The following is a 14,630-nucleotide window of genomic DNA, read 5'->3' as shown; positions in this document are numbered from 1 at the left end:
ATCGGTGCGCGGGACAACTGTAGTTGCAGCGGCAGGTGATACCACCTTCCGCAATGCCTCGAAGGAGCTTGCACCACGCGATCCAGTGATCGAGCCCGACGAACTTTCGCTGCTCGCCGCTTTTCGCCTGCTCGATGTGCGCGAAGCCGAGGCATTCCAGGCCGATCATGCGGCGAGTGCCGTTCGTGTGCCCGTCGAGCTCTGGGAAGCAGCCGCGAAGACAGGCGAGACCTCCTTCGAGAACATCTCTTACTGGGAACGTGCGATTGCCGATCTGGGCGTGGCCGAATCCGTGCCCACGGTGGTCTATGACGACGGGCGTATGACGGAAGCCGCGCGCGTATGGTTCATCCTGCAATATTTTGGAGCCGAGGCGCTCATTGTGAACGGCGGATGGCCTGCGATCCGTGAACGCAGGGAGCTTCTGGCTAAGGCAAGCGAGGCACCGGGATTGACGACGTTTCGCGCTCGACCCGGGGCCGGGTTGGTTGATCTGGTCGATCGTGACATGCTGAAGAGAGAGCTGGACAGCGTCCAGCTTCTTGACGCCCGCACTGCGGCGGAGTTCGTCGGCACCGATCTTCGGCGCAATGCTCGGGGCGGCCATCTACCCGGAGCGCATCTGCTTCCTCACGCAGGCCTGCTCGAGGACGGCCGCCTGAAGCCGACCGCCGAGCTTCGAAGATTGCTGTCCGACGCCGGATTCCGCTCGGGAGATCACGTGGTCACGCACTGCGACGGTGGGGGTCGCGCGGCGCTGGCCGCAGTCGCCGCGGTTCGTGCAGGCTATGACGACGTCCGCGCCTATTACCTCAGCTTCGCCGACTGGGCGAAGGACGAAAGCTGCCCGATCGTGCAGGACCAGCAGACCAGGTGACCGCCATGACAAACGCCACCGTTGTCGGCTTCTCTGGCAACCTTGCGCGGCCGTCGAAGACGCGCGGTTTCGTCAAGCATTTCGTCAGCGAGATCGCGGATCGGCATGGCCTTGCGGCAGTGACCTTCGATCTGGACGATGTCGGCCGGTCGCTTGGGACGGCACGTTGGTCGCGCGATCTCGACGAGGCAGGCCAAACGGTACTTGATGCGGTCGTCTCGGCCGACGTGCTCGTCGTCGGCTCGCCGACCTACAAAGGCAGCTATACCGGCCTGTTCAAGCACTTCTTCGACCTCGTCGATCCGGTCGCGCTGCGCGGCAAGCCGGTGCTTCTGACCGCGACGGGCGGCGGCGAGCGCCATGCCTTGATGGTAGACCATCAGCTGAGGCCGCTCTTTGCCTTCTTCGAGGCTCTGGTCCTACCAACCGCTGTCTACGCGACGGACAGAGATTTCCTGGAGGGCGCGCTTGCGTCCGAAGCGATCCGCAAACGTGGCGAGCAAGCAATCGAGGAGGCCGGGCTGGCGCTCGCCTCGCGTCGGCACGCCGCAGCCGAGGATTTCGCCCCGTCGCCCGAGATGGACGGCCGACCACGATCGCTGATCGACCGCTACTGGCTCGAGTGGATCCCTCGCCTCTAGCGCAGCGGCTCCAGCAGTTTGCAGCTCGTCTCTACCCCCAACACCAGAAAACTTTGAGATCATTTTCTAGGCATAGCGTTAATCGGGCAATACGATGCTTTGTCGAAATCCGAGCGCCGTAGGCAATATGCATCCGAGGCAGGGTGAGATTCTTCTGACAACCCTTCCTCACCTGACCCATTCCAAGGAAATCATCATGACTGAACTTCCAAAGGCTTCCAATCTTCTTTCCAGACTGATCACCCGGCGCACGGGCCTCGCCGCACTTTTTGCCTCGGCCGTCACGCTCGCGGCCCTCGCCGAGCCCCAACCGGCTGCTGCGGAGGAAAAGGTCATCACGGTCGGCATCATCTCCGGCGAGGACGAGGACGTTTGGCGTGTCGTCACACAGGAGGCGGACAAGCGCGGCCTGAAGATCGAGACTGTCGTGTTCAACGACTACACGCAGCCCAACGAGGCGCTGGAACGCGGCGAGATCGACGCAAACGCCTTCCAGCACAAGCCCTATCTCGACAACCAGATCGCCACGCAGGGCTATCACATCGTGCCGGTCGGCTATACGGGCGTCTGGCCGATCGGCCTCTATTCGAAGAAGCATGCCAAGGTCGCCGACCTGCCGGATGGTGCCGTGATCGGCCTGCCGAACGATCCGTCCAATGAAGGCCGCGCGTTGCGCGTTCTGGAGAGCGAGAAGCTTATCAAGCTGAAGGAAGGCACCGGCATTCTCGCCACCACGGCCGACATCGTCGAGAATCCGAAGAAGATCGAAATCAAGGAACTCGACGCCGGCATCGTCGGCCGCTCCATCGACGACCTCGATGCCGCCGTCGTCAACACCGACTGGGCGCTGAAGAGCGGGCTCACGCCCGAGAACCGCATCGCCCAGGAGCCGATCGCCGAGAACCCGTACCGCAACTTCATTGCAGTGAAGGCCGGCAACGAGAACGAACCCTGGGTCAAGGTGCTGGTCGAGTCCTATCAGAACGATACGGTCAAGGCCGAATTCGACCGCGTCTACAAGGGCACCGGCCTCAGCGCCTACTGAGCCGGCAAGATTTGCCTTTCGCCAGATTACCGGCGGTCCGCATCGACCGCGGGCCGCCGCGTCATATGTGAAGGGATGCGCCGGGAAGATTGGAAAGGAGCGTCGTGAACCAGCATTTCTCTGCAACCGTGCAGCCAGCTGCCGAGACCAGGACGCCGGAGGACGTCGTCAGGCTGACCGACGTCAAGCGCCGGTTCGGCGCGACCGCCGCCCTCGACGGCGTGTCGCTCCGCGTCCGAAAGGGCGAGATCCTCGGCATCATCGGCCGCAGCGGCGCCGGCAAGTCAACGCTGATCCGCTGCCTCAACGGGTTAGAGCGGCCCGACTTTGGCGAGATTTTCATCGAAGGCCGCGACATCGCGCGGCTCGGCGAACGCGAGCTGCAACCGCTTCGCCGCCGCATCGGCATGATCTTCCAGCACTTCAACCTGCTCTCGGCAAAGACCGTCGAGGACAATGTCGCACTGCCGTTGAAGATCGAGGGGCGGCCGAAGGCAGAAAGGCTTCACCGTGCCGCCGAGCTTCTCGAGTTGGTCGGATTGTCGGCGAAAGCCAAGGCGTATCCGGCGTCTCTTTCAGGCGGGCAGAAGCAGCGCGTCGGCGTCGCGAGGGCGCTCGCCGCGCGGCCCGCGCTGCTGCTTTCGGACGAGGCAACGTCGGCGCTCGATCCGGAGACCACCCGCTCGATCCTGGCGCTGCTCAAGGACATCAACCGGCAACTTGGGCTCACCATCCTGTCGATCACCCATGAAATGGAGGTGATCCGCTCGATTGCCGACCGCGTGGCGGTGATCGACGCCGGCCGGATCGTCGAGGCAGGTCCCGTCTGGTCGGTTTTCGCCAATCCGCAATCGCGGATCACGCAAAGCCTTCTCGGCGGCATACGTCCGCAATTGCCGGACGAGATCGCGGCCAGTCTCTCTGCCTCGGCCGGGAAAGAGGCAATCCTCAGGATCGACGTTGCGGGAGAGGCTGCGAGCCGCCCCCTGCTTTCCGATCTCGCCACAAGCATCCCGGGCTCGTTCCGTCTTATTCATGGCGGGATCGACCATATCCAGCAGCAGCCGGTGGGAAGCCTGTTCCTCGGCGTCCCCACCGGTGCGGACCATGTGGCGCGCGTGATCGATTTTCTGGCGGGCCGCGGGGCCCGCGTGGAGGTGCTTGGCTATGTCGCCGGTAATGATTGAACTGCTTTTCCGATCCCTGTGGGAGACCGTGTTGATGACGGTGGCCTCCGGCTTCGTCTCGCTGGTTGCCGGCCTGCCGCTCGGCCTGGCGCTGGTCGTCACCGATCGCGGCGGGATCGCCGAAAATCTTTGGGTGAATCGCGTCCTGGGCGCCGTGATCAACGGCTTCCGATCGGTTCCCTTCATTATCCTGTTGGTTGCGCTGATCCCGGTGACGCGGCTGATCGTCGGCACCTCTATCGGCACATGGGCCGCGATCGTGCCGCTGTCGATTGCCGCAACGCCCTACTACGCCCGCATCGCGGAAGTGTCGCTGCGCGAAGTGGATCACGGGCTGATAGACGCGGCACGCGCCATGGGCGGCAACCGCTGGACGATCATCCGTGAAGTCCTTGTGCCCGAGGCGCTGCCGGGCATCGTCGCCGGCTTCACCGTGACGCTGGTCACGCTCGTGGGTGCTTCGGCCATGGCCGGCGCCATCGGCGCCGGTGGGCTGGGCGATCTCGCCATACGCTACGGATACCAGCGCTTCGAGACCACCGTCATGGTCGCGGTGGTGGTCGTGCTGATCATCCTCGTCAGCGGCATCCAGTGGATCGGCGACCGGCTAGTTGCCCGTCTCGATCGCCGGACATGATCCGGTTCGCTATTCGAAAAACCGATTCCTGGGAGGCGCCAAGCCGAGATTTTCGCGAAGCGTCGGCCCCTCATATTTGCGCCGGAACAGCCCGCGCCGTTGAAGTTCCGGCACCACCTTTTCGACGACATCGTCGAGCCCGGCTGGCAGGAACGGGAACATCACGTTGAAGCCGTCCGACCCCTCCTCGACGAGCCACTCTTCCATCTGATCGGCTATCGTTCTTGTTGTGTCGACAAACGCCAGGCCGGAATAGCCGCCCAATCGTTGCGCCACCTGCCTCACCGTTATTGAACGGTATCTTGTCACTAGACCAGCGCAACCAGCTGTGCCGACTGATACAGCGACAGACACACGATAAGAATACCGACAGCACGAAGCAGCGCTTTCTCCGGAACGGTCTTCACCATCCAGCCTGCCATGGGGGCAGCAAGGAGTCCGCCCGCAATCAAGCCCCCGATCGACCAACCGTACTCGGTCAATGTGCCTGCAGCCTGCCAGTGACCGGACATGAGCGACGCCAGGAACGTCACGGATACCGATAGTGTGATCAGGAACTCGCTGGCGTTGACGGTGCCGATCACGTAGCGCGGCGGTGCACCGGCACCTAGTAGACCGCTTGTTACGATCGGTCCCCAGCCCCCGCCACCGGCAGCGTCGAGAAAACCGCCGACTGCCCCAAGCGGAGCTACCACGCTCGCCGATACCGGCTTGTTGGGAATTTTGTGGAAAGAACGAACGACCAGATACAGGCCGATCACAGCAAGATAGATCGTGACCAAGGGCTTGACAGCGTTACCTTCGAAGGAAGTCAGCACATATGCGCCAAGACAACCCCCAATGATCCCAGCTGGTGCCAAGCGCCAGAACAGCTGCCAATCGACATTTCGGTGCACAAGATGTGCCGATCCCGACGCGGCTGTCGTGAAAAGCTCTGCTGCGTGGACCGAAGCCGAAGCCTGCGCCGGTGGCACACCGAAGGAAAGGAGAACCGTCGCAGAGATGACGCCATACGCCATCCCAAGAGCTCCATCGACCGCCTGCGCGAGAAAGCCGACAATCAGGAACAGGATGAACTCTGACACGCCGGCCCCTTGTCAATGGCGCCACTGAACTGCGAGCCAATGCTACGCTATGATTGGTCCCGCAGATCATGACGGATTTCTCAGCATATAAGACGAAATGAGCTGCTCCGCCTATCAAAAAGCTGCTTCGACGGCGGTCTGCAATCGGGCAGAGGATTTTTACGCCATGCAGTATCGCTAAAGGCGAATGTCCGTGTCCGGAAAGGGAGATCGGCGCGGGAAATGTCTGGATTGCGGCCAACTTGCGCGATAGCGCGAGCAAAATCTGGATCACGGATTGCCGTATGGCTGCTCCGAAGGAAGGGCAGAGAAGGGGTCGAACTTTACCGTTTGCAATTTTGTCCCTGGCGGCTGGAAGCAGCCGCGATCTTTCCCAGACCTCGACGGCCGCGAAAGTCGACCGGCACCCACAGCTTAGCCGCTCGTAGTCCTCTCGATCGGAGCGCGACAATGGTGCGCGCCGCGATGAGTTCCGGCTTGGCGTCCTGCTGCTTCTCATGATCGCCGGCCACATCACGCGTAGCGTCTAGCCAGCGCCTGTTGAGGATACCTTTGCGACCGTGATGCCGTCAGGCCCCGGCCTCGGGCCGTGGCGGCTTTACCATCTCGCCGAGGTCCGGCTCGCCACAGCGCGCCAAGATCGCTTCGCGTACTGCGTCGCGGAGACGCAATACCGATGCAAAATCAGTTCCAGACGGCGCAATGGGAGCGCCGATCTCGATTGTGACCGGCGTCCATCGTGGAAACCATTGGTCACCGCGCAGCATGGATCGCGTTCCACGGATAATGCCGGGCAGTACCGGCAGGTTGGCATCAACCGCGATCTTGAAAGCTCCGAGATAGAAGGCGGAGAGACCTGGTCTGCGCGTGAACGTGCCTTCGGGGAAGAACACGAGAATGCGTTCTTGCCGGGCGATCTTGGTCAGGGATTCGGCGTCGGAAAGGCTGCCGGTAACATCGTAGCGCTCGACAAACAGTGTGCCTAACCGGCGCAGGAAGGGGCCGGCAAAGACCTGCCCCGCCAGCTCCTTCTTGGCCACGAAAGCTGGTTCTCCCGGCAGAACCGCAGCCAACACCAAGGCGTCCATATAGCTCGAATGGTTGAATGCGAGTATCGCGTTGCGGCGGGGAATGTGCTCGATGCCGCTCGCCGTGATGGTCACGCCGGCAAGGGCGAGCGCGGCACGGGCGATCGTCCTCGCCGCGGCCCAGCGCCAGCCGAGTCGCGGCAGAAGCATCACCGCCAGCCATGCCAAGAAGAAGCTGCAGGCTATGACGATCCACCACCATCCGGCGTAGAGAACGTCGGCGAGAAGCCGGCGCAGTCGCCTCAGCTGCGGGCCCGCTCCCGCAAACGACAGCCGCAAGACTTGCCACCAGAGCGAGCGTTGCGGCGCTCCAATTGTCCCGCTCTCGTAAAGCTCCTTAGCCGTGCTGCGGCGAATCTTCCCGCTGGATGTCTTCGGCACGGCCCGTGGTGGCGCGAGGACCATATCGTCGGGAGGTGTCCCGGCGATATCCGTTGCGACCTCACGAGTGCGCTCCTGCAACTCCTCCCGGGCAGATTCGTCGGTCTCGCGCGTTTCCGCCACGACGACCACACGCTCAGTTCCGGTGGACTCATCGGTCGCGCCGAACACGACGACGCCTCCCTTGCGCACGCCGGGGATGCCCGCGACAGCCTCTTCGATCTCTTGCGGATAGATGTGACGCCCGGCGCGAATGATGATGTCCTTTACCCGGCCGGTAATGTAGACATCACCGCTCGCCACGTATGCCCTGTCTCCGCTGTCGAGCCAGCCATCGCGGAACAGCTCGCGTGTCTTGGCGTCGTTCTCGAAATAGCCGGAGGTCGCCGACGGGCCGCGGAATTCGAGCCGGCCTTCCTGGCGTTCACCAAGCTCGTAGCCGGCGCCATCGACGATGCGGACTTCATGACCTGGCAGAGGATGTCCGCAGGCGACGATTTCAAGCGGCTTCGGATTGTCGGGGCCGGCGGGCACGGCCGCGCCACGGCCGGTCAGCGCAGTACGATCCACGCGATCGATGATCGGCGAGCGGCCCGGCGGGGGAAAGGCCAGCCCCACCGTGTTCTCAGCCAGGCCGTAGACCGGGGCCATGGCTCCCGGCTTGAAGCCATGATGCTCAAATCTTTCGATGAACCGACGCAGCGTCTGAACACTGACCGGCTCCGCCCCGTTTGCGATCATGCGGAGCGAGCTTAGATCAAGTCCTTCGAGATCGGCGTCGTCTGTCTTGTTCAGACAGAACTCAAAGCCGAAGTTCGGGGAAGCGGACAAGGTGGCGCGAAAACGGTGCATGGCCCAGAGCCAGCTCTCCGGGCGCACGAGAAAGCTCAATGGCGACATCGCATAGAGCGGCGCGCCAAAATGAAGGCATCCCAACCAAGCGCCGATCAGGCCCATGTCGTGATAGAGCGGCAGCCAGCTGACAAAGACGTCAGCCGAGCTCGCCTCCATCACCGCGCCCATGGCCCGAACATTGGCAAGCAGGTTGGCGTGGCTCAGCACGACGCCTTTCGGATCTCCGGTGCTGCCTGACGTGTATTGTATCAGCGCGGTCGAGTGATCGTCCGTGACCGGCGGCAGCTGTGTGGCAGCGGGCTCGGTGCTGAGACTTGCGACGTTCTCGACGCTGTCCAGGGATTCGACCTGTCCGCGCAGCAGCGCTGCAGGACCCATTCCTTCCTGCATCGTGACGAGTATGCGGGCGCCGGCATTGCTCAAGATGCCGGCCTGGCGACGCAGATGGTCCTCGATCTGCGACAGCCGCATCGGCGGATAGATCGGCACCGGCACGGCTCCGGCGTAGAGAATGCCGAAGAATGCGGAGAAGAAATCAAGACTCGTGGGCAGCATCAAAGCGACACGATCGCCCGGCTCGACACTGCGGCGGATCAATCCGGCCGCGACGGCACGAGCTGATTCCGCCAGTTCTGCATAGGTCATTGCCCCCAATGCCGTTGTGTCGTCCTGCAGGACCGTCAGGTGCAGGCGATCAGGATGCTGCGCGACGTGCCAGTCGAGGACCTCGACGAGCGTCCCGGCCTCCGTGGCAGCCGGAACGGGAGGAAGGGCAATGGTCGGCTGCACCGTGCGGGCCGAGCCTGGTCGGGCGCCGGCGTGTTCGAGCGCATTGATCAGATCGCCGATTGTGTCCGCCTCGCCAACTAGTTGAGTAGGCAGCCGCACCCGGAACGCGCGCTCAATCCGCAGAATCAGCTCCGTCCGACCAAGGCTGTCGATGCCGAGATCCCTTTCGATCCGGCTTGACGGCGAGATGTCGATCGCATTTGCACGTTGCGGCTGAAGCTCGTGCACGAACTCGCGCACGACGGCGATCAGGTCGCCCTCGCGCGATCTCCTGTCATCGGTCGTAGGAACCATCTTCGTGCCCGTTTCCCACGCCAAATGTTAACGCTTCAGGCAATTGGACGTTGACGCGCGTGTTGTCAGAGCAATCGAGCCTCCCCTGCGGTTGGCGTTGATGCGGATCAAAGCCGTGGCGAGCGGCGAGGCCATTGTTGTCTTAACTATAGCGTTCTGGCGGCTCAGCAACGGCCTGGACGCGAGCGGCGTTATTGGAAGCTGGCTTCTATATCGGTCGTTTCATCGTATTCCCACCAACCCCGCGAAACTGGCGATTGTGGCGCCGCTGGGCGTGACAGCCGGATTCCTGGATGCCGCAGCGCCAAGATCAGCCATTTGTACCGCGCTCGTTAGTGACCGGTTTCAGCCGTTGGGCCGACGAACCGGTCACTAGAAAAATTGGCGGTCGATACTGTCGACGGAGGTTTCGGAGGCACTTGCCCTCCGGCGTGGCTTCCGTCCTTTGGAATTCCCGGAACTAGCTCTTTGCGGTATGCTGCCGGATTTGTAGCATCACTATCTTGGCGGGGGAACGCATGAGGGGGATTGTTGACGCGGTCGTCATAGGCGCGGGCTCGGCCGGGCTTGGCGTCAGCTACTTCCTGCAACAACGCGGCTGCGCGCACCATGTTCTCGAGCGAGGTCGTATCGGAGAGACGTGGCGGAAGCAGCGCTGGGACTCCTTCCGGCTGAACTCGACGAATATACGCACCACGCTGCCCGGCGATTCCTACGACGGGCCGGACCCTTGGGGTGCGATAACCCACCATGAATTCGTCGGCTATCTGGAAGGCTATGTTGACCGGCACCGCTTGCCGGTCCGCACTGGAGTGCCGGTTGAGCGGCTGAATCGAGAGGACGGAGCCTACCGAGTCACGACTGATCGCGAGACGCTTCTGGCGCGCACGATCGTGGTTGCAACCGGCAACCAGAGCCGTCAGGTCCGGCCGCCCTGGTCGTCCGACTTGCCGACGGCAGTTCGCCAGGTCGATTCCTCTGCCTATCGCAAGCCGGACGAGTTCGCTGACGGCGCCGTGCTGGTAGTCGGGAGTGGCCAGTCGGGCGGCCAGATAGCCGAGGACTTGGTGCATGCCGGACGTCTTGTGTATCTAGCGACGAGCCGCACTGGCCGCCTGGTACGCCGCTATCGCGGCGGCGACTCGTTCAACTGGCTCACTGTATCCGGCTTTGCCGACGTCCCGCGCCGGGAGCTTATCCTGGAGAACGGCAGGCTGCCGCCGCGTCCGCTGCTCGGGGCAATCCACACGATCAGCCTGCAATCGCTGAGCGCGCAAGGGGTGGTGCTGCTCGGCCGCTTCCGAGGCGTGGAGAACGGCAGCCTCATCTTCGGCGACGAGATCGGCGAGCACATGCGCTTCGCAGACGAGGCCTCGGCGGACGCGAAGCGTGTAATCGACGAGTATATCGAGCGCGCCGGCCTCGATGCGCCGCCGGCCGACGATGATCCTGCCGAAGCGGTTGCGCCGATTCTGGCTGATCCGCCGATCCGCTCGATCGACCTGGCCGCGAGTGGCATCTCCTCGATAATCTGGTGCACCGGTTTCTCGGGCGACTTCTCATGGGTGAAGGTTCCCGGTGCCCTGGATGAGGCTGGCCAACCCATGCACGAGGATGGTGTCGGCACCATTCCCGGGCTCTACTTCGCCGGCCTCGATTTTGCGCTAACGCGGAAATCAGGCACCATACCGGCCGTTGCCGAGGAGGCGGACAATCTGGTGGCGCACATCGTCAAAAGACGAGTGGACTCACGGTCGAGAACGCCTGGAGTGGATCGCGAGGTCATGTGATGACTTTCCATCGCCACCTCTGGAGCACCGATCACAATGGCGACGGTTGCTCGTTTGTCTAGTGTCGCTAGCCGCCAGCGCTGGAACTTCCCTTTGGCTGCCGGAAACGGACAAAGCTGCCATTGACGGGCGTAAAAGTAGCGGCGCTCGTTGACGAGGAGCGCTCACCCAGCCGTCGGGTTTGAGTCGACCTGGCGCGCGTTTTGGCTCTGGTCAGCGACGGGGGCGGTTGGCGCATCGATCCGGCTCAGAACGTGATCGGAGATGCCGCGCGCGATCTCCCGCTGAGCAGGTGCAGCTGGGGAGTGGGCATCTGAATTTTGACGCGCCCGTTTGAACGGCTGCGCGGCAAGTCCTGATGGCCGCTATCGGGCCATTCATGATCCATAATCGAACGTGGCAAGTGCTTTGCCGCAGGATACCGGCGAACGGCACAGAGCTTAGAGGCGTCACGTCGAGTCTTTGGTGCCGTTCACCTGATGCGCGCCATGGCTGCGGAACCTCAAACCTGTCGCGCAGTATTTCCGCCGCGTGGCTTTCCCAATACTACTCTGCCTCATCCCCGGAAGCGGCATTGAGGAGGCCGTATCTCTCATCGCCGATCGAGGCGAGCAGATCGAGCTGGGTCTCGAGAAAGTTGATGTGGCCCTCCTCGTCTTTGAGCAGATCCTCGAACAGGTGCATGGTCACGTAGTCGCCCAGCTCCTGGCAGATCTCGCGTGACTTCTTGTAAGAGGTGCGCGCGTCGTATTCGCCGGCGAGGTCCGATTCCAGCACTTCCTTCACATTCTGCCCGATGCGAAGCGGCGCCACCGCCTGCAGGTTCGGGTGCCCTTCGAGGAAGATGGTCCGTTCGATAATCCGGTCCGCATGGTGCATTTCCTCGATAGATTCCTCGCGCTCCTTCTTCGCCAATTTGAAATAGCCCCAGTCCTCCAACAGGCGATAATGCAGCCAAAATTGATTGACGGCACCGAGTTCCAGAAACAGCGCTTCGTTAAGACGTTCAATGATCCTATCTTCGCCTTTCATGGGTTCTGCTCCCTTTTTGGGCGCGCGCCCCGCACGCATCATGTGGAACGATGCGCCCTTGTTCGCCTCCGAGCGCAGGATAGCACGCGGCGACCTAACCGTCATTTCGGGGGGACCGGAGGTTGCAGAGAGCGTATGAGATCCTTCCCGCCGCCCTGCGTTCTTGGTGAGCAGTTGCTAATCTGCCACGGTCGGGCGCTTGGAAGCTTGACGCACAATTTGAACGGCTGGAACGGGGCGGGGGAGCGGCCATTACCGAGCCGTCTCAAAACGCTGTCGCGAAAACTTGTCTCGCGCCGTGCTATACTGACCACGCCAACCTGCACTGCGCAGCAGTTAGGGAAATGCCTCACCGCTGCGCACACAGAATGTTGACCTGCGGGAGTCGCCAGTCCGGATCAGAAATAAAACGACAGGGAGGATGACATGTCCCTCGACGCCAATGACTTCGATCAAGCAGTTGAAAAATACCACCTGGCTCTGGATGAGTTCATGAAAGGGAACCCCGCGCCTGCGAAGGAGCTCTTTTCCCAACGAGACGATGTAACACTGGGAAATCCCTTTGGCCCTTTCGCGCATGGATGGAAGCAGGTCGTTGAGACGATGGAGCAAGCGGCATCGAATTACAGGGACGGCGACGCTACCGGCTTCCAGAACGTAGCGAAGTGTGTGACGTCTGAACTGGCATACCTCGTCGAAGTAGAGCGGCTCAGGTCCAAGGTTGGCGGTCGGAGCGATGTCACCCCTTTGGCGTTACGCGTGACGAGCGTCTTTCGCCCAGAGGATGGTCTCTGGAAGATTGTGCATCGTCATGCCGATCCGATAACGACGGCTCAGTTGGCCGATTCGGTACTCCGCCGATAGACGCGGTTGCGGTTTGGACCTTCGGTCACCGATGCCGGGGCGAAGAGCGCAGAGTGAAGCGGCCAGCGCGCCGGTTGCGACAATCCTTCGCCGGAGCGGCTGCGCGCCTGACATGGTGTCGCGGCGACGTGACATGATCCAAGAATAAAGTTTCACTAAACAAGCAGATAGAGCCATGTCTTGATTCTATCTGGCAGGATGGCTTCTCGGCATCGCCGGCCCGGCGCATGCCGATCGGTGTGCAACTCGATCTCGCCCTTGAGCATGATCAGGAAGCGAACATGATCTGCCAGACGGCAACGCCCGCAAGCGCTAGCCCGGCAACGCCTTCGATGGTTTGGGAAATGGTTTCGAACATGGCTGGCTTGCCGGCGAAGAAATCCACCAGACGTTCCCGAAACAGGATCGACAACACCGCGACGCAGGACAGCGTCAGCGCCACGCCGACCATCATGGTGATTGCGAAGAGCAAGCCGGCGCCGGGAACGCCTCTGGACATCGCGAAGGTCATCACGAAAAGCGTCAGCGGGCACGGGATCAGACCTGCCATGACGCCGACTGCCTCGCCCTCATGCTTGTGGTGATGGCCGTGGCCCAAAGCGCGCCAGAGCATCCAGACACCGATCAGGCCGAGTAGCCCCCGACTGATATTCTCCAAAAACGGAGCGCGGCCGACGCTGCCCAAAGCGATGGAGACCAGCGGCAGCGAGAGAACCGCAATCAGAACGGCAATCGTCACATGGGTGAAGGACAGCGTAATCGATACGAAAAGGCCGCGCGGAACCTTGGCATCCGAACCCGCAAGATATGTCGCTAGCACAGCTTTGCTGTGGCCGGGCGTCAGCGCATGCGCAGCGCCGAAGACGATGCCAATCGGCAGGAAGCCCATGAACGCCAGCCAGTCGCCTCCCACTGAGAGCAGTTTGATCTGCTCGCCGGCCGCCAGATAGATCGTTCGTTGGAACTCGACAAGAATTTGGAACATCAGCTGAGGGTAACAGAAACGAGCCGCTCCGAGCGACCGTTAGTGGCTGTCGTGTTCGCCGTGAGCATGTTCATGGGGATGATCGGCATCCGCGCTCGCCAATCTTATATTCGCCGCCGCAAGCGCCGGCATGTGCTCGAACAGATCGTGCTCCAGCGCTGCCGTAATCTTCTTCGCTTCGCAGACCGGCAGGCTTTCTCCTACGGCGATGGCAATGTCGGCGTGCAGCCTGTGACCGATCCACCGCGCCTTGGCGTCGACAATGCGCGCTGCCGGCACATGCGCGGCAGCATGGTGGATTTCGCCGATGACATCAGGCTCCACGCCGTCGAGCATGCGGGTCAGCACCGAGCGGGCCGACTGCCAGACGATGCCGAAGATGGCAAGAGTGATGAGGAGGCCGACGATCGGGTCGGCCAGCGCAAAACCGAGCCAGACGCCGAGCGCCCCGATGACCACGGCAAGGCTGGTCAGGCCGTCGGTGCGGGCGTGATAGCCGTCGGCAATCAATGCGGCGCTGTTGATTTCCCGGCCGACGCGGATGCGGAACACCGCGACGGCCTCATTGCCGAGAAAGCCGACAAGGCCCGCCGCCGCCAGCCAACCAAGATGCGTCACCACGCGTGGATTGATCAAGCGGTCTATGGCCTGGTAGCCGGCGACGATGGCGCTGAACAGGATGATCCCGACGATGATGATCCCGGCCAGGTCCTCGACCCGGCCAAGGCCGTAGGTGAAGGTCGGCGACGGCTTGCGCCGGGCCAGCATGAAGGCGATCCACAGCGGAATGGCGGTGGTGGCGTCACCGATGTTGTGGATCGTGTCGGCCAGCAGCGCCACGCTGCCCGACAGCGCGACCACGACCATCTGCAGCGCCGCGGTGATTGCCAGGATGACAAACGACCATTTTATCGCCCAGATGCCTCGGTCGGTCGTCGCAATGGTCGCATCGATGACCCCGTGGGTGTGACCGTGCGACCCGCTCGCATGATCGTGATGGCCATGACCATGCGCGGCGTGATCGCGCGACCCGAACCCGAACCAGTCGAGAATGTGCGCGCCGAGACGGCTCACAGGCAT

Annotated in this window: 12 protein-coding genes and 2 pseudogenes; 8 read left to right on the top strand and 6 right to left on the bottom strand. The window is 62.3% G+C overall.

Annotated features, from left to right (window positions below; genetic code table 11):
• Positions 1-4: 4 nt before the first annotated feature.
• The 5 genes from BQ8482_RS12960 to BQ8482_RS12940 all read left to right on the top strand — a co-directional run bounded on the left by BQ8482_RS12960 (position 5) and on the right by BQ8482_RS12940 (position 4,387).
• Positions 5-877 (top strand): sulfurtransferase, encoded by an 873-nt coding sequence (locus BQ8482_RS12960; protein ID WP_123147991.1) that lies wholly within the window; start codon positions 5-7, stop codon positions 875-877.
• Positions 878-882: 5 nt separating this feature from the next.
• Entirely contained in the window at positions 883-1,518 is a 636-nt protein-coding gene (msuE, locus tag BQ8482_RS12955) for an FMN reductase (RefSeq protein ID WP_123148056.1), read from the top strand.
• Positions 1,519-1,714: 196 nt separating this feature from the next.
• Positions 1,715-2,563 (top strand): MetQ/NlpA family ABC transporter substrate-binding protein, encoded by an 849-nt coding sequence (locus tag BQ8482_RS12950; protein ID WP_123148055.1) that lies wholly within the window; start codon positions 1,715-1,717, stop codon positions 2,561-2,563.
• Positions 2,564-2,667: 104 nt separating this feature from the next.
• Complete coding sequence (locus BQ8482_RS12945; RefSeq protein WP_123147990.1) at positions 2,668-3,750, top strand: methionine ABC transporter ATP-binding protein; 1,083 nt, start codon at positions 2,668-2,670, stop codon at positions 3,748-3,750.
• Positions 3,731-4,387 carry a methionine ABC transporter permease gene (locus BQ8482_RS12940; protein WP_123147989.1) on the top strand — a complete coding sequence of 219 codons (657 nt, stop codon included), beginning with the start codon at positions 3,731-3,733 and terminating at the stop codon, positions 4,385-4,387. Before BQ8482_RS12945 ends, BQ8482_RS12940 begins: the two co-directional genes overlap by 20 nt.
• Positions 4,388-4,396: 9 nt before the next feature.
• Here the strand turns inward: BQ8482_RS12940 and BQ8482_RS12935 are convergent.
• The 3 genes and pseudogenes from BQ8482_RS12935 to BQ8482_RS12925 all read right to left on the bottom strand — a co-directional run.
• Positions 4,397-4,678 (bottom strand): annotated as a pseudogene (locus BQ8482_RS12935) (LLM class flavin-dependent oxidoreductase); the annotation flags it as partial.
• Positions 4,679-4,695: 17 nt separating this feature from the next.
• Complete coding sequence (locus BQ8482_RS12930; protein WP_123147988.1) at positions 4,696-5,472, bottom strand: sulfite exporter TauE/SafE family protein; 777 nt, start codon at positions 5,470-5,472, stop codon at positions 4,696-4,698.
• A gap of 569 nt (positions 5,473-6,041) precedes the next feature.
• Complete coding sequence (locus tag BQ8482_RS12925) at positions 6,042-8,879, bottom strand: AMP-binding protein (protein WP_123147987.1); 2,838 nt, start codon at positions 8,877-8,879, stop codon at positions 6,042-6,044.
• Positions 8,880-9,069: 190 nt separating this feature from the next.
• Between BQ8482_RS12925 and BQ8482_RS39195 the strand changes: the two are divergent.
• Positions 9,070-9,180: pseudogene (locus BQ8482_RS39195) on the top strand (sulfite exporter TauE/SafE family protein); the annotation flags it as partial.
• Positions 9,181-9,397: 217 nt separating this feature from the next.
• Positions 9,398-10,669 carry a flavin-containing monooxygenase gene (locus tag BQ8482_RS12915; protein WP_123147986.1) on the top strand — a complete coding sequence of 424 codons (1,272 nt, stop codon included), beginning with the start codon at positions 9,398-9,400 and terminating at the stop codon, positions 10,667-10,669.
• 546 nt (positions 10,670-11,215) lie between these two features.
• On the opposite strand, the gene bfr is transcribed toward BQ8482_RS12915, so the two are convergent.
• On the bottom strand, positions 11,216-11,701 hold the full coding sequence (bfr, locus tag BQ8482_RS12910; protein ID WP_029351163.1) for a bacterioferritin: 486 nt from the start codon (positions 11,699-11,701) through the stop codon (positions 11,216-11,218).
• A gap of 426 nt (positions 11,702-12,127) precedes the next feature.
• Between bfr and BQ8482_RS12905 the strand changes: the two genes are divergently transcribed.
• Positions 12,128-12,565 (top strand): YybH family protein, encoded by a 438-nt coding sequence (locus BQ8482_RS12905; protein ID WP_123147985.1) that lies wholly within the window; start codon positions 12,128-12,130, stop codon positions 12,563-12,565.
• 268 nt (positions 12,566-12,833) lie between these two features.
• Here the strand turns inward: BQ8482_RS12905 and BQ8482_RS12900 are convergent, their stop codons facing one another.
• Positions 12,834-13,550, bottom strand: coding sequence for a HoxN/HupN/NixA family nickel/cobalt transporter (locus BQ8482_RS12900; protein WP_123147984.1), 717 nt, complete (start codon positions 13,548-13,550; stop codon positions 12,834-12,836).
• A gap of 39 nt (positions 13,551-13,589) precedes the next feature.
• Complete coding sequence (locus BQ8482_RS12895; RefSeq protein ID WP_123147983.1) at positions 13,590-14,630, bottom strand: cation diffusion facilitator family transporter; 1,041 nt, start codon at positions 14,628-14,630, stop codon at positions 13,590-13,592.

The sequence above is a fragment of the Mesorhizobium delmotii genome, from assembly GCF_900149755.1.
Classification (GTDB): Bacteria; Pseudomonadota; Alphaproteobacteria; order Rhizobiales; family Rhizobiaceae; genus Mesorhizobium; species Mesorhizobium delmotii.
Note: the sequence above shows the minus strand (reverse complement) of the source record. Positions and strands in the feature narration are given on the sequence as shown.

What these genes read in the sequence shown, in the direction of transcription:
- msuE (WP_123148056.1), top strand. Translation starts at nt 883, where the DNA reads ATGACAAACGCCACCGTTGTCGGCTTCTCTGGCAACCTTGCGCGGCCG.
- BQ8482_RS12950 (WP_123148055.1), top strand. Translation starts at nt 1,715, where the DNA reads ATGACTGAACTTCCAAAGGCTTCCAATCTTCTTTCCAGACTGATCACC.
- BQ8482_RS12940 (WP_123147989.1), top strand. Translation starts at nt 3,731, where the DNA reads ATGTCGCCGGTAATGATTGAACTGCTTTTCCGATCCCTGTGGGAGACC.
- BQ8482_RS12925 (WP_123147987.1), bottom strand. Translation starts at nt 8,879, where the DNA reads ATGGTTCCTACGACCGATGACAGGAGATCGCGCGAGGGCGACCTGATC.
- BQ8482_RS12915 (WP_123147986.1), top strand. Translation starts at nt 9,398, where the DNA reads ATGAGGGGGATTGTTGACGCGGTCGTCATAGGCGCGGGCTCGGCCGGG.
- bfr (WP_029351163.1), bottom strand. Translation starts at nt 11,701, where the DNA reads ATGAAAGGCGAAGATAGGATCATTGAACGTCTTAACGAAGCGCTGTTT.
- BQ8482_RS12905 (WP_123147985.1), top strand. Translation starts at nt 12,128, where the DNA reads ATGTCCCTCGACGCCAATGACTTCGATCAAGCAGTTGAAAAATACCAC.
- BQ8482_RS12900 (WP_123147984.1), bottom strand. Translation starts at nt 13,550, where the DNA reads ATGTTCCAAATTCTTGTCGAGTTCCAACGAACGATCTATCTGGCGGCC.
- BQ8482_RS12895 (WP_123147983.1), bottom strand. Translation starts at nt 14,630, where the DNA reads ATGCCTGTGAGCCGTCTCGGCGCGCACATTCTCGACTGGTTCGGGTTC.